16 protein-coding genes are annotated in these 17,306 nt (G+C 68.9%); 10 read left to right on the forward strand and 6 right to left on the reverse strand.

Annotated elements, in window-relative coordinates:
* The first annotated feature begins 24 nt into the window (after nt 1-24).
* Nucleotides 25-990 (forward strand): AraC family transcriptional regulator, encoded by a 966-nt coding sequence (locus HUA76_RS10845; RefSeq protein WP_141642164.1) that lies wholly within the window; start codon nt 25-27, stop codon nt 988-990.
* 19 nt (nt 991-1,009) lie between these two features.
* Here the strand turns inward: HUA76_RS10845 and HUA76_RS10850 are convergent, their stop codons facing one another.
* Nucleotides 1,010-2,296, reverse strand: a complete 1,287-nt coding sequence (locus HUA76_RS10850) for a serine hydrolase (RefSeq protein ID WP_174460789.1) — start codon at nt 2,294-2,296, stop codon at nt 1,010-1,012.
* Between the two features lie 75 nt (nt 2,297-2,371).
* Here HUA76_RS10850 and HUA76_RS10855 point away from each other — a divergent pair, with 75 nt between their 5' ends.
* The 6 genes from HUA76_RS10855 (at nt 2,372) to trxA (ending at nt 8,010) form a co-directional block, all read left to right on the forward strand.
* The gene (locus HUA76_RS10855; RefSeq protein WP_174460790.1) at nt 2,372-3,013 is read left to right on the forward strand and encodes a TetR/AcrR family transcriptional regulator; all 642 of its coding nucleotides are present in this window, start codon (nt 2,372-2,374) and stop codon (nt 3,011-3,013) included.
* Between the two features lie 143 nt (nt 3,014-3,156).
* Nucleotides 3,157-3,816 (forward strand): LON peptidase substrate-binding domain-containing protein, encoded by a 660-nt coding sequence (locus tag HUA76_RS10860; protein ID WP_141642161.1) that lies wholly within the window; start codon nt 3,157-3,159, stop codon nt 3,814-3,816.
* Nucleotides 3,817-3,911: 95 nt separating this feature from the next.
* Nucleotides 3,912-5,804: an NAD(+) synthase gene (nadE, locus tag HUA76_RS10865; protein WP_174460791.1), complete on the forward strand. Its 1,893-nt coding sequence runs from the start codon at nt 3,912-3,914 to the stop codon at nt 5,802-5,804.
* A 146-nt stretch (nt 5,805-5,950) separates the two neighbouring features.
* Complete coding sequence (locus HUA76_RS10870) at nt 5,951-7,120, forward strand: outer membrane protein (protein WP_174454012.1); 1,170 nt, start codon at nt 5,951-5,953, stop codon at nt 7,118-7,120.
* A 146-nt stretch (nt 7,121-7,266) separates the two neighbouring features.
* Entirely contained in the window at nt 7,267-7,590 is a 324-nt protein-coding gene (locus HUA76_RS10875; RefSeq protein ID WP_141642158.1) for an FKBP-type peptidyl-prolyl cis-trans isomerase, read from the forward strand.
* Nucleotides 7,591-7,629: 39 nt separating this feature from the next.
* Nucleotides 7,630-8,010, forward strand: a complete 381-nt coding sequence (gene trxA / locus HUA76_RS10880; protein WP_141642157.1) for a thioredoxin — start codon at nt 7,630-7,632, stop codon at nt 8,008-8,010.
* 103 nt (nt 8,011-8,113) lie between these two features.
* On the opposite strand, the gene HUA76_RS10885 is transcribed toward trxA, so the two are convergent.
* Together HUA76_RS10885 and HUA76_RS10890 are read right to left on the reverse strand one after the other, a co-directional pair.
* Entirely contained in the window at nt 8,114-8,707 is a 594-nt protein-coding gene (locus HUA76_RS10885) for a DUF2378 family protein (protein ID WP_141642156.1), read from the reverse strand.
* A 66-nt stretch (nt 8,708-8,773) separates the two neighbouring features.
* Nucleotides 8,774-9,652, reverse strand: coding sequence for a hypothetical protein (locus tag HUA76_RS10890; RefSeq protein WP_174454013.1), 879 nt, complete (start codon nt 9,650-9,652; stop codon nt 8,774-8,776).
* 135 nt (nt 9,653-9,787) lie between these two features.
* Here HUA76_RS10890 and HUA76_RS10895 point away from each other — a divergent pair, with 135 nt between their 5' ends.
* Both HUA76_RS10895 and HUA76_RS10900 read left to right on the forward strand, forming a co-directional pair.
* The gene (locus tag HUA76_RS10895) at nt 9,788-12,334 is read left to right on the forward strand and encodes a TonB family protein (RefSeq protein WP_174454359.1); all 2,547 of its coding nucleotides are present in this window, start codon (nt 9,788-9,790) and stop codon (nt 12,332-12,334) included.
* A gap of 163 nt (nt 12,335-12,497) precedes the next feature.
* Nucleotides 12,498-13,337, forward strand: a complete 840-nt coding sequence (locus HUA76_RS10900; RefSeq protein ID WP_174454014.1) for a hypothetical protein — start codon at nt 12,498-12,500, stop codon at nt 13,335-13,337.
* A gap of 10 nt (nt 13,338-13,347) precedes the next feature.
* Here HUA76_RS10900 and HUA76_RS10905 read toward each other — a convergent pair whose 3' ends face one another.
* The gene (locus HUA76_RS10905; RefSeq protein ID WP_174454015.1) at nt 13,348-14,595 is read right to left on the reverse strand and encodes a sterol desaturase family protein; all 1,248 of its coding nucleotides are present in this window, start codon (nt 14,593-14,595) and stop codon (nt 13,348-13,350) included.
* A gap of 66 nt (nt 14,596-14,661) precedes the next feature.
* On the opposite strand from HUA76_RS10905, the gene HUA76_RS10910 reads away from it, so the two are divergent.
* Entirely contained in the window at nt 14,662-15,249 is a 588-nt protein-coding gene (locus HUA76_RS10910; RefSeq protein ID WP_174454016.1) for a Crp/Fnr family transcriptional regulator, read from the forward strand.
* Between the two features lie 14 nt (nt 15,250-15,263).
* On the opposite strand, the gene HUA76_RS10915 is transcribed toward HUA76_RS10910, so the two are convergent.
* A complete protein-coding gene (locus HUA76_RS10915; protein WP_254614129.1) occupies nt 15,264-16,232 on the reverse strand; it encodes a WD40 repeat domain-containing protein in 969 nt (322 codons plus the stop codon).
* A 39-nt stretch (nt 16,233-16,271) separates the two neighbouring features.
* Nucleotides 16,272-17,264 (reverse strand): Ig-like domain-containing protein, encoded by a 993-nt coding sequence (locus HUA76_RS10920; protein ID WP_174454017.1) that lies wholly within the window; start codon nt 17,262-17,264, stop codon nt 16,272-16,274.
* Between the last annotated feature and the right edge of the window lie 42 nt (nt 17,265-17,306).

Genomic DNA, 17,306 nt, shown 5'->3' on the forward strand with positions numbered 1-17,306 from the left:
ATAGTCCTGGGTGAAAGGACGAACATGCGCCAGAAGTCCGTTTCTCTCGTCCAACCGTCCGGCGAAAAGCCCGGGCTCGATGTCCTCGCGGACGTGCTCCAGGGCGTGCACCTGCGCAGCCGTGTGCACGCGCGCTACGAGCTGACGGCCCCGTGGGGCATGCGCATCGACGGCTCTCCGCTCCCGCTCTTCTACGCGGTGATGCGCGGCAGCTGCCTGCTGTCCACGGACGAGCGGGAGCTGTCACTCGCGGGCGGAGACTTCGTCTTCGTCCCCGCCAACGTGAAGTTCACCTTGAAGGACCGCCGTGGCACGCGCGTGCTTCCCATCGCGGAGGTCTATGCGACGCGAACGCCCATTCGCTGCGGAGGCCTGTTGCACTACGGCGGGGGCGGCGAGGCGGTGACGCTGGTGGTGGGCTCCTTCACCTTCGAGGGCGAGACACTCAGCCCGCTGGTAAGGCACCTGCCGACGCTGCTCCACGTCCGGGCGGATGACCCCAAGTCCCCGAGGTGGCTGGAGTCGACGCTGCGCTTCGTGGCCTCCGAAATCGAGGCCAGGCAGCCTGGACATGAGACGGTGGTGAGCCGACTCGCGGATGTCCTCTTCGTGCAGGCCTTGCGAGCGCACCTGGAGTCGTCCTCTGGGGAGGGCGGCTGGCTGCGAGCGCTCGTCGACCCGCGCATCGGCGCGGTGCTCCAGCGCGTCCACGAGAATCCCGAGGCCCCGTGGACGCTGGAGGGGCTCGCCCGGCTCGCTGGCATGTCGCGCTCGGTGTTCGCGGAGCGCTTCAAGTCGCTCGTGGGTGAAGCGCCGCTGGCGTACATCGGCCGGTGGCGCATGCACCGGGCCATGGTGCTGATGCGCGGCCGGGACGTCGCGATGGCGGAGGTGGCTCGTGCCGTGGGCTACGAGACGGAGAGCTCCTTCGGCAAGGCGTTCCGGCGCTGGGTGGGCATGACACCGGGCGCGTTTCGCCGACAGGCCTGAAGGAGCGTCCGTCCCCAACTCAGGGCTTCTTCGCGGGAGCCTTGTCGGCTGCGTACACCGCATCACGAACGGCGCCGGGGAACCCGCCCGACATGCCCTCCAGCGCGGTGTTGGTCAGCGCCACCACCGTGAGTCCCCGCTGGGGGTCCACGAACCAGTTGTGTCCGTACGCACCACCCCACTGCCACGTCCCCGCCGACTGGGGGCTGTGGGTCGGGGCCGGGTCGATGAGCACCGCCGAGGCGAGTCCCCAGCCCCAGCCCGGTCCCTGCGGTTGCGACTCCGGGCCCACGTGGACGGAGCCCAGTTGCTCGACGGTGGTCTGCTTCAACACCGGCGCCCCGCCCTTGCGCAGGGCCTCCAGGAACTTCACGTAGTCGCTCGCCGTCCCCACCATGCCCGCGCCCCCGGAAGGGAAGGCACGCGCGTCCAGGGCCCGGCTCGGGGTGTAGTGGACCACGCCCGCGCCAAAGGGGATGTCGAAGGTCTTGCCCATGCGCACGGGGACAGGCTTTCCGTCCGCATACGGCGTCGCGAGCCGCGAGACGTCACTGACGCGGAAGCCCGTGTCCTTCAAGCCGAGTGGCTGCGTGACGAGCCGTGAGACGACCTGGGGCAGCGGCGCGCCTCCCGCGCTCGCGACGACGGCGCCCAGGACGTCCGTGGCCAACGAGTAGGCCCACTTCTCCCCAGGCTCCGAGGCCAGCGGGGCGGTGGCGAGGCGACGCAGGTTCTCCTCCAGCGTGAGCCCGGGAGGGTTGTCGAGCCCGTCGGAGACCTGGGCCTTTTGATAGGCCCCCTGCGCTGGCTGGTTGAAGCCGTAGGTCAGTCCCGCCGTGTGCGTCAGCAGATGCCGCACGGTGATGACGGGCTCACGTCCATCCGGAAGCCTGGGGCGGAACGTGGGCAGCCACTTCGTGACGGGGTCCTCCAGGGACAGCTTGCCCTGGTCGATGAGGGCGAGCGCCGCGACGGAGACGAGCGGCTTCGTCATCGACGCCAGTCGGAACACCGCGTCCTCTCGCAGGGGCTTCTTCGCCTCGCGGTCCTCGAAGCCCGCGGCGCGCCGGTAGATGACCTCTCCGTCCTTCGCGACGATGACGACGGCCCCGACGATGCGCTGGTCCGCGAGCGCCTTGTCGATGACCGGGTCCAGGCTCGCCGCGAGGGCGCTCGATTCAGGACTCACGACGACAGCGCTCGGTCGGGCGCTCGCCTCGACGGCGCGCGGCTCCGGCTTCACGGACGTTGCGGGAGAGACACCAAGACCTGCGGCCACCAGGAAGGTGGCGATGGCGGAATGCATCGGGCGGAACTCCTATTTATGTAGCGAGTGTTTTATAAATAGGAAGCCCATTTCCTGATTTCAATAGTGAGCGTTATGAAAATCGACATCGCCCCTCGGCCCCGGCCGCGCGGAAGGCCCCGCGAGTTCGATGAGACGAAGGCCCTGGACCTGGCCGTGGAGGTGTTCTGGCGGCTGGGTTACGAGGGCGCGTCGGTGGCGGACCTCACTGGCGCCATGGGCATCACCGCGCCCAGCCTCTACGCGGCCTTCGGCTCCAAGGAGGGCCTGTACCGGCGCGTGCTGGAGCGCTACCAGCAGGGCCCCGGAGCCCACACGTGGCTGGCGCTCACCGAGGAGCCGACCGCGCGGGGCGCCATCGAGCGGGTGCTCCGGGAGTCGGCCCGGGCCTTCACCCGCCGCAAGCAGCCGCCCGGGTGCATGATTTCGACGGGTGTCCTCCGGTGCGCGGAGGCCCACCAGCCCGTCGCCGACCTCGTCGCGGGCCTCCGCTCGAACGCGGTGAAGCTGGTTCGCGAGCGTATTGCCCGGGGAATCGCCGCCGGGGAGCTGCCCCTGGAGACGGACGCGGGGGCCCTGGCGCGGTATTTCGGCGCCGTCGTCCAGGGCATGTCCATCCAGGCGCAGGACGGCGCGAGCGAGGCGGAGCTGCTCGGCCTGGTGGAGGTGGCGATGCGGGCCTGGAATGGAGGGGCTGGCCGCCCGCGCGCACGGTAGTCGTCGAAGGGGCGTCCCGACGGAAAGTCCCTGCGAATCCAGTGGGTTGTGCCCCGCCCCTCCGGTGCGGGCCGCGGTGGGACGCGGGTTTGCGGTGCGACGGGCGCCCGAGAGGCTTATCAACACGGGTAAGGATGCCCGACATGACCGCCCAAGAACGCGTCGAGCGCGCCGCCGCCAGTGCGCTGAAGGTCTTCCCGCTGCCGTCGGCGGTGCTCTTCCCCCATACCGTCATCCCCCTTCACATCTTCGAGCCGCGCTACCGGGCCATGGTGAAGGACGCGCTCGCGACGGACCGCGTGGTGGCGCTGGCCCAGTTGGAGGACGGCTGGGAGGGCAAGTACGAGGGCCGGCCACCGATGCAGTCCATCATGTGCGCCGGCGTCATCGTCTGGGACGAGGAGGTGGAGGAGGGGCGCTACAACATCCTCCTCCAAGGTGTCAGCCGCATCCGCATGGTCACCGAGCTGACCACGGACAAGGCGTACCGAGAGGTGCAGGCGCTGTCGCTGCCGGACCTGCCGTATCAGGGGCCGGAGGAGGAGCGGCTGCGTCAGGCCGTCTTCGAGCTGGCCGGGCGCGTGCCGCCGACGTTCGCGGAGAACCTGCTGCCCGTGACGGCCCGTGCGGCGGGCGGCAAGCTCGCGGACGTGGTGGCCTCCGCCATCAGCCCGGAGGCCGAGCGGCGCCAACAGCTCCTCGCGGAGCTGGACGTGAAGCGCAGGCTGGAGGCGGTGCTGGAGGACGTGGGCGAGCTCATCGCCCGGCTCCAGCCCGTGCGGCCCCTGGGCCCGTTGAACTGACCCACCCGTGCGCCCCGGGGCTTGGGGCTTGCCTTGTGCTTCGCTCCGAGCATTGCTGAGCCCCGCGTCGGAAGCGAAAGGGGAGCGGGAGAATCATGCGGCTCGTGAAAGTCGGCATCGCCAGCGTCAACACCACCGTCGGAGCCTTCGTTCGCAACACGGACCGGGCCCTCGTCCTGGCGAAGCGGATGTCCGAGGACGGCGTCACCGTGGGCGTCTTCCAGGAGCAGCTCCTCGCCGGCTACCCCGCCGAGGACATGGTCCAGTGGCAGGGCTTCATCGACCGACAGTGGCCGGAGCTGGAGCGCTTCGCGCGCGAGACGGCCGCGCTTTCCACCGTCTTCGTCGTCGGCGTGGGCGTGGCCCTCCAGGGACAGCGCCTCAACTGCGCGGCGGTGGTCGCCGGAGGCCGCGTGCTGGGCCTCGTCCCCAAGGAGAAGCTGCCCACCTACAGCGTCTTCTATGAAGCGCGGACGTTCGGCCGCGGCCAGCCCGGCATGAAGGAGCGCTACCGGGGCGTGCCGCTGGGCGACTACCTCTTCCAGTTCGACTTCGGCCTCGTCGCGCCGGAGGTCTGCGAGGACATCTGGAGCGCGGACGGCCCCATGCGCCGGCGCACGTACTCCGGCGCGGAGCTGGTGGTGAACATCTCCGCCTCGCCCTTCCGGCTGGGCTTCGTGGAGACGCGCCGCGAGCTCATCGCCACCCGTGCCGCCGACCACCAATGCACCATCGCCTACTGCAACGCGGTGGGCAGCAACGACGGCCTCATCTTCGACGGCGGCGGCTTCCTCAACCAGAACGGCCGCCACGTCATGGAGACGCCGCGCTTCCAGGAGGGCTTCGCTTCCGCCGTCGTGGACCTGGACCGCACCCTGCGCCTGCGCGGCGAGGCCACCACGTGGCGCGTGGACCGCGAGGCGTGGCTGACCACCGGTGGCCAGGGCACCGCGGTGCTGGACTGCACCGACGCGGTGCGCACCCGGCGCGAGTCCCTGACGTACCCCGTGCCCGCGCACCGCAGCTTCTTCCTGCCGACCCCGGACAAGCGAAGGCCCGCGCGCGAGGCGCTGTGCGAGGACATCCTCGACGCGCTGTCGCTGGGAGTGGGCGACTACTTCGAGAAGACGCGCGCCTTCAAGGTGCTGGGCATCGCCCTGTCCGGTGGCCGTGACTCGCTGTTGACGCTGCTCATCGCCCACCGCTACGCGAAGCGCGCGCGGCCGGAGAACCCCGGCTCGCTCATCCAGGCGTTCTACATGCCCAGTCGCTTCTCCAGCGACTCCACCCGCGACGCGGCGGAGACGATTGCCCGCGAGCTGGGCGTGGCCTTCCAGGTGGTCTCCATCGACGAGGCCTTCGAGCGCGAGCGCGACGTGGCCGCGCGGATGCTGGGCGGTACCCCCGTCACGCCGATTACCGAGCAGAACATCCAGGCCCGCCTGCGCGCCCAGCGCATGTGGAACTGGAGCAACTCCTGCGGCGGCCTGTTCCTCCAGACGGGCAACATGAGCGAGAAGTCCGTGGGCTACACCACCATCGGTGGAGACCTGATGGGCGCGCTCGCCGTCATCTCCAACCTGCCCAAGACGGTGGTGATGTACCTCTTGGACTACCTCCAGGAGGTGACGGGCTACGAGGGCATCCGCAAGGTGCTCGCCAAGCCCGCGGGCCCGGAGCTGGCGCACAACCAGGTGGGGGAGGAGGAGCTGATGCCCTTCCCCATCCTCGATGCGTGTTTCTACCTGTTCGCGAGCGAGAAGCTCACGCCCTCGGAGATGCTCCAGGCGCTGACGCCCATGTTCCCGGAGGTGGAGGCGACGAGGCTCGGCGGTTACGTGGACAAGTTCGTCCGCCTCTTCACGCAGTCCATCTACAAGTGGGTGCAGTCGCCCCTGTCGCTGCACGTCGGCAACCTGGACCTGGACCGCGAGCGCGCCCTGCAACTGCCCGTCGTCACCGGCTCGGAGTGGATGCGCGAAAAGTAGCCTGCTCGTGCAACCGTGTTTCCCGGGCTCCACGCCTGGCTGGCTGCTCAGCGGCCAGCCACGCGGGAAACGCTACCCAGGTGTGCCTTGCCGGATGTGTCTTCGCAAACAACCTTCATGTCAGCCACTCGACGACGGAGGGTTGGATGAAAGCGAAAATTCTGGCAGGCGCCATCGGGGCGCTCTTTTACGGCACCTCGGCACTGGCCTCGGACGGCGATTGCCCACCACCACGGGCGAGCGCGGGGAACCCGGGACAGGGAGTGTTGCTGGCTCAATCGCAGGACACCTCTTCTGGTGACTCGCTTCAGGAGGAAGACATCATCATCGAGACGGAGCCCGTGCCCGATTCCATGGGGACGGATGACGACTCGGGAGTCGGCGGCAGTGGACAGAGCGGGCAGGATGACTCCTCGTCCTCGAGCTCGTCCGCCATCGGAGGCAGCCAGGCCGCTCCACCCGCGCAGGGTGAGGTGTACCTGAACATGCCGCTGCGCTGCGAGCCGTCGAACCAGGACTCCCAGCAGCAGCAGGGGACCGGTGGCAGTGGCTCCAGCGGACAGCAGGACGACATCCAGGGCCTGCAGGCCCCGCCGCCGCAGTCCTCGCCCCAGCCTCGTCCCGAGGCCGCGCCCGCGGCGGAGCCCCGCTCCGAGTCATACCCGGCGCTGCCCCAGGATGACGCCACGGGTGGCAGCGGCATCACCGCGCCTCCGCCCTCGGACTTTCGTCCCTCGGCTGAAGCCGCGGAGCCTGTCGAGCCGCTCGAGGTGAAGAAGAAGGACAAGAACGACATGAAGGGTCTGAGCGTGATGCTGGGCGGCGGTGTGGAGGGTTACACCGGCGCGTTGGCACCGCAGCTCAACCCGGGCCCCACCGCGGGCGTGACGGCGGCCATCCGGCCGTCCAAGGTGTTTGGCATCGAGCTGGGCTATACCGGCGCCATCAACGACATCGATTCCAAGCGTGGCGAGGTGAGCGTGGACGGTCCTGACCTCGTGCGCAACGGTGGCACGGCCGTGGCGACGCTGGGTCTGTTCCCCTCCGCGTGGCAGCCGTACGTGCTGGGCGGCATTGGTATCAACGATTACAACTTCCGGGGCGGCCAGTCGCTGGGCTACCGGGATGACACCGTGGGCAGTGTCCCGGCGGGCGTGGGCCTGCGGGGCCACGTGGGTCACTTCACGGTGGATGCGCGCGCCAACTACAACTTCCTCTTCGACAAGGAGTTCGCCCCCGGCATCGAGTCCGGCGGCGGCGACTTCGACAACGGGGGTAGCTACCAGGGCGTCGTCAGCGTGGGTGGTACGTTCTGACGCGGGCGTCTTGAAGTCTTCACGCACGGCGTGAGTCGGTGGCGCGGTGCCCGGTAGCCAACGGGCCCGCGCCACTGTGCTTTCCAGTGCGGCGCCAGCGGGGTTGGCGAGTTAAGGTGGAACCTTCCACTGCAACAGGAGAGGGAATGAGCCTGGGTATCGAAGACGTGAAGGTCGGCACTGGCACGGAGGCCACCGCCGGCAAGACGGTCACCGTGCACTACGTGGGGACGCTGACGAGCGGCAAGAAGTTCGACAGCAGCCGGGACCGGGGCGAGGGCTTCACCTTCCGTCTGGGTGCGGGTCAGGTCATCAAGGGTTGGGACGACGGCGTCGCCGGGATGAAGATTGGCGGCGTGCGCAAGCTCACCATTCCTCCCGACCTGGGCTACGGCGCGCGCGGCGCCGGTGGTGTCATCCCCCCCAACGCCACCCTGCTGTTCGAGGTGGAGCTGTTGGAAGTCCGCTGAAGTCACGCTCCGCGCAGGCGGGGAGAAACGAGGGCCGTCATGGCGACGGTGGAAATCACCAAGGACAACTTCAAGGATACGGTCGGCAAGAACGGCATCGTCATCCTGGACTGGTGGGCGTCGTGGTGCGGTCCGTGCCGCATCTTCGCGCCCACTTTCGAGGCGGCGTCCGGCAAGCACGCGGACATCGTCTTCGGAAAGATTGATACCGAGGCGCAGTCGGAGCTGTCCGGAGCGTTCGAGATTCGCTCCATCCCCACGCTGATGGTGTTTCGTGACGGCATCCTGCTCTTCGAGCAGGCTGGTGCGCTTCCCGCCGCCGCGCTGGAGGACCTGGTCCGCCAGGTGCGCGCGCTCGACATGGAGCAGGTGAAGAAGGAAGTCGAGGAGCGCCGGAGCAAGGAAGCCCCCAAGGCCTGAGTCGGTGCGCCTGTCGGGCGGGCTTCGTGCCTGTCCGCGCCGCTGGCCGGAAGCGTCTCACGGTGCTTCCGGCCGGTCGGCGGTCCCCTCGCGGAGCGGGGGGCTACCAGTGGATGAGCAGCGAGAAGTCCTTGAAGGGCGGCTCGCCGGTCTCCAGCTCCACGCGGAAGCGCCGCTCCGGGTTCGTCTGGAGCAGGCCGCTGCGGACCAGGCCGCTGCACCACGCGGGGCCGAAGAACTCGTCCTTGAAGCGCACGCGCGCGGTGGTGTCGGAGACGCGCTCGTACTCCCGCTCGCCGAAGGTGCTGGTGGCGCCCGCGAGCCCCGAGCCCACGGACAGGCCGCGGTGCGGGTCCTCGCCGGTGATGGCCATCACCATGGCGCCCACGGGCGCGGAGAAGACGTGGCTCGCCGCGGTGAAGGACAGCTGCTCCACGGCGTGGGAGTAGTCCTCTCCCAGGGTTTGCTCCACGGTGCTCGCGCCTTCGTGGAGCAACTCCAGGTACTCGCGGGCGGAGCGGTGTGAGGGGGCGCCCCGTACGGGGACGCTGGCGATGGGCGCTCCGGCGGCCCGGGCCAGGTTCCGACCCATCCGCTGGGCGATGCTCTCGCGGAGGCTCTGCACGAACAAATCGAGCACCATGTGCTCGGGACGGCAGAGGGCCATGCGGGCTTGCAGGTGCAGAGGAGAGTCCATGTGACTTTCCTAGCGGCGCGGGGCGGGCCAAGTCCAGCGGGGGTGGGGTGCCCGCGGGTCCACCTGTCATTTGGCGACCGTGCAAACACCTCCACCGTTGAGGTGGGCCTGATCGACAATGCTCTGGGTGACGAATTGCTGGAGCGTGCGCACATCATGCGCTCCGGGCAGGTACACCACGGGCTGACCCGCTGCGTCGCGAAGCTCCCGACCTTGGGCATCCTTCAAGTCGGTGAGTTGCTGTGAGGCAAGCCCCTCCGGGGTGATGAGGTGGTCCGAGGTGGCCGTCGCGGCGATGGCGTCGAAGCGCAGCTGCACGCCTCTGTGGGTGCCGAGCCTGTCGTAGAACATGTGTTCGGCGTGGATGGTGACCTCCACGTCCGCCCGGGAGCCCTCCGGGACGATGATGCCCTGGGTGCCATCCACCCCGTTGATGCAGTCCACCATGCGTGCGTCGACGGGGAAGCCCATCCGGAAGTCGAAGATGCCCACGCCCGCCTTCACCGCGCGGCCCTCCACCCAGTAGCTGAAGCCGCGCTCGCGCATCATCGCGAGGTCCTCGGCGGAGACCTGGCCGTCCGCCAGCTCCGTGTCGTCGCGGGGTGGGCTGACTCGGAAGCCCACGTCCCAGCGGCCCGCCGGCAGGCCCGTCAGCTCCGTCAGCGGGATGTCTCCTTTCTGCACGTCCACCAGCACATGGCGGCGGCTCTCACGCGCCTCGCCCGACGCGGAGGTCAGGGTGAAGTCTCCGAGCGAGACGAGGTACTTGGTGAATTGCACGGACCAACCGTCCTGGAAGAGCGTGTCTGGCAAACCCCGCTGGGTGCCGTCTCCGCCGCTCATCGTCACGCGCACGTCTCCGGGGGGCACGGAGTCACAGGCCGGGAGCGCCAGTGTCAGCGCGAGCACCGCGAGGAGGCCAGGTCCGCTCGATTTCAAATTCATGTTTCGCGGATGTATATGTAACTAAGTTGCAATTCAAGGGGTCCGTGTTGTATCTCCGGGCGGTCGACGTTCCGGTGGCGAGGTGTCCCGGGTGCCGCCGAACCCAGGAGTGAGGTCCTCGCCGTGTGGATTGCGATGCTGGTGTTGTGTGCGGTGGGGGCGCTGGAGGAGGCGCTCATTTCGCCGCCGGTTCCGGTGGAGGTGGCGGCGCCGGTGACGCCCGGTGACGCGCCGGTGCTGGAGGACACGGCGACGGTGGTGGTTCGCCTCACGATTGATGAGGTGGGCGCGGTGTCGCGGGTGGAGGTGCGCGAGTCGGCGGGAGCCGTGTTTGACAGGGCCGCGATGGGCGCGGCGGTGCGCTGGAAGTTCGAGCCGGCGCGGCGGAGCGGAGTGCCGCTCGAGGTGCAGGTGGACGTCCCGGTCCACTTCGCTCCCATGCGGGCGCGCGAGGCCGTCGCGGACACGCCGCACGGGGCGATGGGGGCAACACCGTCGCCACCTTTGATGTCGGAACTCGCCGTGGACGATTCGACGTCGCCGTCGGGCGCCTCATCCGAGGAGGCGAAGGCGGCCTCCAGGTCTTCGTCGCCCGGCTTCTCCACCACGGTCCGAGGTGTGGCCGAGGCACCACCGCCCGTGGCCGTCGGAGACTTTCACATCGAGGTGGGACAGCTCGCGGACGTCCCGCGCAACTCGGCCTCCGACCTGATGTTGCTCGCGCCCGGAGTGATGCTCGCCAACCACGGAGGCGAGGGTCACGCGGAGACGGTGTTCATCCGAGGCTTCGACGCGGGCGAGGGCAAGGACGTGGAAATGCGCCTCAACGGCGTGCCCCTCAACGAGGTCTCCCACGCCCACGGCCACGGTTACGCGGACACGTACTTCATCATCCCGGAACTGGTGGACTCGCTGCGAGTCACCGAGGGCCCCTATGACGCCTCGCAAGGTGACTTCGGCGTGGCGGGGACGGTGGAATACCAGCTCGGCCTCGCGCGTCGAGGGCTCACCGCTTCGGCCAGTTACGGCAGCTTCGCCTCACGTCGGCTCGCGCTGGTGTGGGGCCCACCCGAGTCCAGCGAGGCCACCTTCGTGGGGCTGTTGTTGCGACAGGGCGAGGGCTTCGGACCGAATCGCTCCTTCGCCAATGCGACCGCCATGGCGCAGGTGGAGCTGCGACTGGGAGATGACACGCGACTGCGACTGCTCGGTGCCAGCTACGGCGCGCGGTTCGCCTCGGCGGGCGTGGTGCGGGAGACGGACGTGGTGGACGCCCGGTTGCCGTGCGCGGCGGACGCGGACTCGCAGTTCTTCTGTTTCTATGACGAGAACCAGGGAGGCGCGAGCCAGCGCCACCTCGTCTCCGCGGAGCTCCAGTCGCGTCTCAAGCGCGGCGGACGGCTGGTGCAGCAGGGCTACGTGGTGCTGCGCCAGACGCGCATCCGCGACAACTTCACCGGCTTCATCCAGGACACGCCTCCCGGCGAGGACGCGCAGCGCGGTGACGGCACGGAGGGCTACTACCGGGGAAGCACCCTGGGCCTGCGCGGGCGCTACACGCCAGGGCTCACTTTGCTGGGGCAGTCACGCCCGCTGGAGCTGGGCTATGTGGCTCGCTACGACGACGTCCGCACGCGCTCACGTCGGCTGAGGGACAGCGGTGGCGCGCCATACTCCACCCTGTTCGACAATCAGGTGCGCACCACCAACCTGGGTGGATACGCGTCCCTGCGAGTGCAGCCGCTCGACTGGCTGGCCCTGCGTGTCGGTGTGCGGCTGGATACGTTCCTGTTCGGCGTGGAGGACCTGAACCGTCCCGCCGTGGACCGTGATGGGCCGCGCATCCCGGAGGAGTCCCTGGATGCCTATGGCTTCTTCGCCAGCCCCCGGGCCAGCGCCGAGGTGAAGCTGTCACCTCGACTCACGTGGCTGACCAGCGCGGGACTGGGCGCGCGCTCCAGCGACGCCGCCGCGCTGTCCGACGCGGAGCTGGCGCCGTATGCGCGCGTCGCCTCGGGTGAGACGGGGCTGGGTTGGAGGCTGGAGGGCGAGTCGCGGCCGTACTCGCTGGAAGCACGCGGCGCGGTCTTCGCCACGCGCGTGTCCCAGGACTTCGTCTTCGACGAGCGACTGGGACGCAACCAGCCCATCGGCGCATCGCAACGGCTGGGAGCCTTCGCCACGGGTCGACTGCAATGGGAAGACTGGCTCGACACGCAGGCCTCCGTCGCGTGGGCTCGCGCGACGCTGCCGACGCCAGGTGCGTCCGCGTGGAAGCTGTGGGACGGCGCGGTGATGCCCTACATCCCGGCGCTGCTGGGGCGGGTGGATGCCTCGGTGAGAGGACATGTCACCGTGGCGGGCGAGCGGCTCGGATGGAACGTAGCCCTGGGGCACAGCGCGGTGGGACCCAGGCCGCTGCCGCTGAATCGCTACAGCGACCCCGTGTTTCTCTTCGACGTGGGCGCGCGCGCGCGCTGGGACTGGATGGAATTGGGCGTGTCCGTGGAGAACGTGCTGGACGCGCGCTGGCGCGAGACGGAGCTGAACTACGTCTCCAACTTCCGGGGACCCGATGCCCCCGCGTCACTGCTGGCCACGCGCCACTTCTCCGCCGGAGCACCGCGCACCTTTCGAGGCACCTTCACGCTGTACCTGGACTTCGAGGAGGACGCTCCATGAGGCACCTGTCCCAGTCGCCCGAGAGGCCCGCTTCGTCGCGGGTAGTCCTGGCGCGACACACCGCCGTACTGAGCCGAGGGCTCGCGGAGGGACCCCAGCACCCCACGCTCTCCCGTCCACGACACGACACCTCGTTGTGTCGGTGCCCGCGGGAGAAGGCCCCATGACACGTGTGTTTCATGGCTCCCGTCGCGCCTTCATGTTGTTCATGGGCACCACGCTCGTCGGTGGTGGCTCGGCGTGTGGACTGTCCGGCACCGGCGGGCGAGGCATCGTGTTCCGCATGGGCCTGCGCACCGCGCTCGCGCCCGGCGCGGCTCAGGTGGGCGAACTCACCACCGATACAGGTTGGAGCGTGCGGCTCACCTCCGCGCGGATGGTGCTCGGGCCCATCTACCTCTTCGAGAATCCCTCTCCGCTCCAGGCGCGGACGCGCGGCGTCTTCAAGTCGCTGCTGAACGCGTTCGTGCCCACGGCGCATGCGCATGACGGGGACTTCTTCTCGGGAGGGACGGTGCTCGGGGAATGGGACCGCGAGGTGGTGTTCGACCTGCTCGCCGGCGGTGAGGCCCAGGTATTGGGGCGCTCACCGGGCATCGCGGGTCGGGCCCGGTCCTTCTCGCTGCTGCTCCAGCCTCCTTCACGGGCTCTCGGAGACGAAGCGGCGTCCCTCCAGGGACACTCGATGCTCCTGGCGGGTACGGCCTTCCGGGGAGAAGCGCGGGTGCCCTTCCGGGTGGCGCTCGACTTCCCGCCGCCCGTGGAGCTCCAGCGCGTGGACTTCGTGCCGATTGATGCGGACCTGGACGACGACGGACTCTTCGTCGTGGAGGCCCGGCCGCATCAATGGTTCGAGGGCGCGCACTTCGACCGGCTGACGCTGCCCGCCGACGGAAGCCCGGTGGACATCACACCGGAGACGCAGGTGCACCGAGCGCTGTCCGTCAACGTGCGGCGCTTCACGGCCTTCTCGGGTGCATGGGAACCCGAGAAGGCCGGGTGAGCAGCGCGGCTCAGCTCACGCCGCGTGCCACGGGCGAGGGACTCCGGCTGCTCGCGCGCGCGACGCTGATCCACACGAGGGTGACGGCGAGCCAGCCCACGGTGAGCGCCCGCCACGACAGCGGAGCGCCCGCCTGGACGAGCCACAGCGTCACGGCGCCGCCCATGGCGAACACGCGAGCCATCTCCAGTGGGAGGCCCCAGCGCTTGGACTCCATCATCCCGCCCCACGCGGTCGCCATGCCCCAGAAGAGGACGCTGAGCATCAGCTTCTGCCATCCCACGAGCGGCGAGGCGTGGTGGCTGACCAGGAGCATGAAGGGCATCGACGCAATCATCTGGAAGACGAGGTAGCCGCGGATGTTGGGCAGCTCGGTGGACTGGAACTTCACCTCCACGCCATCTCGCTTCCACGGGGTCGACTCGCGGGCCGGCAGGTCCGAGGGGCGCCAGCCGGTGGGCATCACCCACAGGCGCAGCCGGTCCCACCAACTGCGCGTCTTCACCGCGTCACTGACGAGCTTCCCCCAGAACTGGAAGTTGATGACGGTGGGGTCCCAGGTGTTCGGCGGAGAGGTGACGCCGTAGGAGCACTCCTCCGTCTCGTCGGCGTAGGTGCCGAACATCTTGTCCCAGATGATGAGGAAGCCCGCGTAGTTCTTGTCGATGTAGAGGTCATTGCGCGCGTGGTGCACGCGGTGGTGCGAGGGCGTGTTGAGCCACGACTCAATCCACCGGGGCAGCTTGGGGATGACGCGCGTGTGGGGGATGAACTGGAGCACCAGGTGGAAGGCCACCATGGCCAGCACGGCCTCGGGCGAGAAGCCGACGACGACGAGCGGCCAGTAGAAGAGGAACGAGAAGATGCGCTGCGTGACGCTGGCCCGCAGGGCCACCGCGTAGTTCAGCTCCTCGGTGGAGTGGTGTGGCGAGTGCGCCGCCCAGCCGATGTTGGTGCGATGCCCGAAGCGGTGGAACCAGTAGAAGAGGAAGTCGACCCCCAGGAAGAGGCCGAGCAGCGCCCAGGGTGACGCGACGTCAATCTTCCAGGGCGCGAGCTGACCCAACAGGGTGAAGAGGGGCAGCATCAGCAGCGCCACCGCCACGTTGACGCACTGGTTGAGGACGGCGGTGCCCACGCTCGCGATGGAGTCCTGGAAGCTGTAGTACCCGTTGCGCTTCGCCACGCAGTAGACGAACTCGCCCAGCGCCAGGGCGATGACGAAGGGTGTGGCAATCGCGTAGACGTTGATGGACATGTCCCCGGTGTACGGCGCCCGGCTCGATTGCCGCCTTAACCTGGGTTAACCTCCGTCCTCGTCCCCGTGAGATTCCCGAAGCTCTACGAGCAGCTGTCCCCGCTCGGTCCCATTCCCGAGAGTGAGTGGGAGAGGGCCGAGTCGCTCGCGAGGGAGCAGTCGGTCGAGCGCAAGGCCCACTTCCTGCGCCCCGGAGACGCGGCGGACCGCTTCGCGGTCGTGCTTCAAGGGGTGTTCCGGCTGGTGCGCGTGTCGGCGCGAGGCGGCGAGTCAGTGAAGGCCTTTCGCGCCGAGGGTGAACTGCTGGGCGCGTACGCGGAGATGCTCCAACGCATGCCGTCAATGACGGCCATCGAAGCGCTGGAGCCCGCACGGGTGTTGGTGTTCCGGACGCAGGACTTCCAGACGTTGGAAGAGGGCCACGGGTGCTGGGTGCGCGTGGCGCGCCGCGTCGCCGAGCGGCACTTCCTGCTCAAGGAGCGACGGGAGCAGGAGTTCCTGGAGCTGTCCGCTGAGGAGCGGCTGGACACCTTCTGGGCGGAGCACCCGCATCTGCGCGGGCGGGTCCCGCAGCGCGACGTGGCGGCCTACCTCGGCATCACCGAGGTGGCCCTGAGTCGCATCATGTCGCGCAAGCGCAAGCGCACGGAGTGAGCTTCACCGGGCGGTCACGGCAGGGGAATCACCACGAGCTCGCTGCGCACCGTCACATAGAGGGAGTCCCCAATCAGGCACAGGCCACCGAGGTCGGCGTGCCCGACGTCGTGGACCGCGAGGCACTCGGTCGAGTCGAGCGACCAGACACGCACGGTGCCGTCGGAGCTGCCCGTGCACAAGAGTCCGCGTCGCGGGTCGACGGCGACGGAGTCGACCCAGTGCGCATGGCCGTGCCACTCGCGCACGACGTGTCCGGTGTGGCTGTGCACCATCCTGGCGATGAAGTCCCAGCTTCCACAAATCAGGTGCTCGCCATCGGGATGCCAGGTCAATGCCTCGATGGTGTTGGACGGGCGGTTCCACACGATTCCAAGCTGACGCTGGCGCTCTTCGCTGAGCGGCGCGTGTCGCGCGGTCGCCATGGGCAGTTGGAAGCTGGCGCGGACCTCGAGCGTGGGGCCGTCGAGCAAGGTGATGGCACCTTTGCCACCGCCGACGGCGACGAGGCCGTGCGCCGGGCTCTGGGCGAGCGCGTAGAGCGGCGAAGTCTCGAACCTGCGCAGGAGCTCACCCGTCCACGCATCCCACAGCAGCGCGAAGCCATCGCCACTGACGGAGAGCACCCGGTCTTCAGCGATGACCTCGGCGGCCCGCACCGGCTCACCGTGCCCCGCGAAAACCTGGAGGCGGCGCCAGTCCGTCGAGTCCCACAGGGCGAACTCTCGAAGCTTGTGGCTTCCGAGCACGCGCCCGAGCACCGGCTCGCACGCCAGACGGAACATCGGTGGCTGGTGGATGGCGCTGGTTTCGAGCACCCGCGAGCACTCCCCAGTCGCGAGGTCCCAGAGGAAGATGTGCTTGCCGGCATTGGCGGCGACGTGACGACCGTCGGGCCAGGGCATCGGCGCGCCGAGCGGCTGATGAGGCTCGAAGTCGGGAGCGTCGTCCGGGTCGGGCCTCTGGCGGAAACGGCGCAACATCTCCGCAGCATAGGGCGTTCGCCACGGAGATGAACCTGCTCAATATCGCTCGAAGACGAAGGTGAAATTCTCCAGAGGCGTTGGGCCGTAGGTGAGGCGCAGGAAGCGGTCTCCGGCGGGCGCGGTGAACTTCAGCGTGTGGGAAATCGCGGGGAGACACACGGCGGGTGCCGGCGTCACCGTGGAGGCAATCACCGTCTCGTCTTCCGTCACGTCGTGCACCACCACGGGGACCTCGTGACTCAGGTACATGATGACCGGCTCGTCGCGCTCCGCGGAGACGACCTCCGAGTAGCCGAGGAATGACGTCCCGTTCGTCGGCAGCGTCAGCTCGTAGAACTCGTGGGGCGAGTCCGTCGCGGGATACATCGTTGTCGGAGACGCACCCGCCCTTACGGCCAGGGGGGACTCCAGCAGCGCGTGCCCGCAAGCGTGCTCCGTGACGCGGTCCCGCTCGCCCGTGGTGAAGTCCAGCCGACCATCGCCGAGTCCCGCGTGCACTGTGTCCAGCGCGTTGCCCGCGACATCCCGCAGCGACGTGAGGTCCAGCGAGTAGCGGTTGTCCTCCTCCAGCGGGGGAAGGTCCGACTCCGGACGCGGAATGGAGAGCGACAAGGTCAGTGCGTCCTCGGACCAGGTGCCGGTGAGGACTCGCGAGGCGTTGGCGGGCGTGCTCACGTCCAACAACGTCACCTGCGCGGCGGTGGAGTCCATGGGCTCGCTGAAGGAGACGGTGACGAGCCGCCGCAGGCTCGTGTTCGTCGTGTCCACCTTGTAGGTCTGCACGGGCAGCACGTTCGTCGCGCCTTCCTCGGGGCTGGACGCGGTGACGTGGGGCTTCGTGGTGTCACCTCCCGCGTCCGGGCCCGCATCCGGTGAAGGCCCCGCGTCTGGTGGAGGTCCCGCGTCCGGGCCCGCATCCGTCGGAGTGCCCGCATCGGAGCTCGGGGTGATGGGGTCATCGTTGTCACAGCCCGTCAGGGTCAGGACAGCGCAGGTGGTGAGCAGGGCGGCGACGTGGGTCAGACGCATGTTCGGGTGTTTCCTTGCGAAGTGAGCGGGGCGAACGGGTGA

Origin of the sequence: Myxococcus sp. CA056, from assembly GCF_013336715.1 — a bacterium.
Lineage (GTDB): Bacteria > Myxococcota > Myxococcia > Myxococcales > Myxococcaceae > Myxococcus > Myxococcus llanfairpwllgwyngyllgogerychwyrndrobwllllantysiliogogogochensis.

Coding starts and splice junctions, on each gene's coding strand:
- HUA76_RS10845 (WP_141642164.1), top strand. CDS start 25: ATGCGCCAGAAGTCCGTTTCTCTCGTCCAACCGTCCGGCGAAAAGCCC.
- HUA76_RS10850 (WP_174460789.1), bottom strand. CDS start 2,296: ATGCATTCCGCCATCGCCACCTTCCTGGTGGCCGCAGGTCTTGGTGTC.
- HUA76_RS10855 (WP_174460790.1), top strand. CDS start 2,372: ATGAAAATCGACATCGCCCCTCGGCCCCGGCCGCGCGGAAGGCCCCGC.
- HUA76_RS10860 (WP_141642161.1), top strand. CDS start 3,157: ATGACCGCCCAAGAACGCGTCGAGCGCGCCGCCGCCAGTGCGCTGAAG.
- nadE (WP_174460791.1), top strand. CDS start 3,912: ATGCGGCTCGTGAAAGTCGGCATCGCCAGCGTCAACACCACCGTCGGA.
- HUA76_RS10870 (WP_174454012.1), top strand. CDS start 5,951: ATGAAAGCGAAAATTCTGGCAGGCGCCATCGGGGCGCTCTTTTACGGC.
- HUA76_RS10875 (WP_141642158.1), top strand. CDS start 7,267: ATGAGCCTGGGTATCGAAGACGTGAAGGTCGGCACTGGCACGGAGGCC.
- trxA (WP_141642157.1), top strand. CDS start 7,630: ATGGCGACGGTGGAAATCACCAAGGACAACTTCAAGGATACGGTCGGC.
- HUA76_RS10885 (WP_141642156.1), bottom strand. CDS start 8,707: ATGGACTCTCCTCTGCACCTGCAAGCCCGCATGGCCCTCTGCCGTCCC.
- HUA76_RS10890 (WP_174454013.1), bottom strand. CDS start 9,652: ATGAATTTGAAATCGAGCGGACCTGGCCTCCTCGCGGTGCTCGCGCTG.
- HUA76_RS10895 (WP_174454359.1), top strand. CDS start 9,788: ATGCTGGTGTTGTGTGCGGTGGGGGCGCTGGAGGAGGCGCTCATTTCG.
- HUA76_RS10900 (WP_174454014.1), top strand. CDS start 12,498: ATGACACGTGTGTTTCATGGCTCCCGTCGCGCCTTCATGTTGTTCATG.
- HUA76_RS10905 (WP_174454015.1), bottom strand. CDS start 14,595: ATGTCCATCAACGTCTACGCGATTGCCACACCCTTCGTCATCGCCCTG.
- HUA76_RS10915 (WP_254614129.1), bottom strand. CDS start 16,232: ATGTTGCGCCGTTTCCGCCAGAGGCCCGACCCGGACGACGCTCCCGAC.
- HUA76_RS10920 (WP_174454017.1), bottom strand. CDS start 17,264: ATGCGTCTGACCCACGTCGCCGCCCTGCTCACCACCTGCGCTGTCCTG.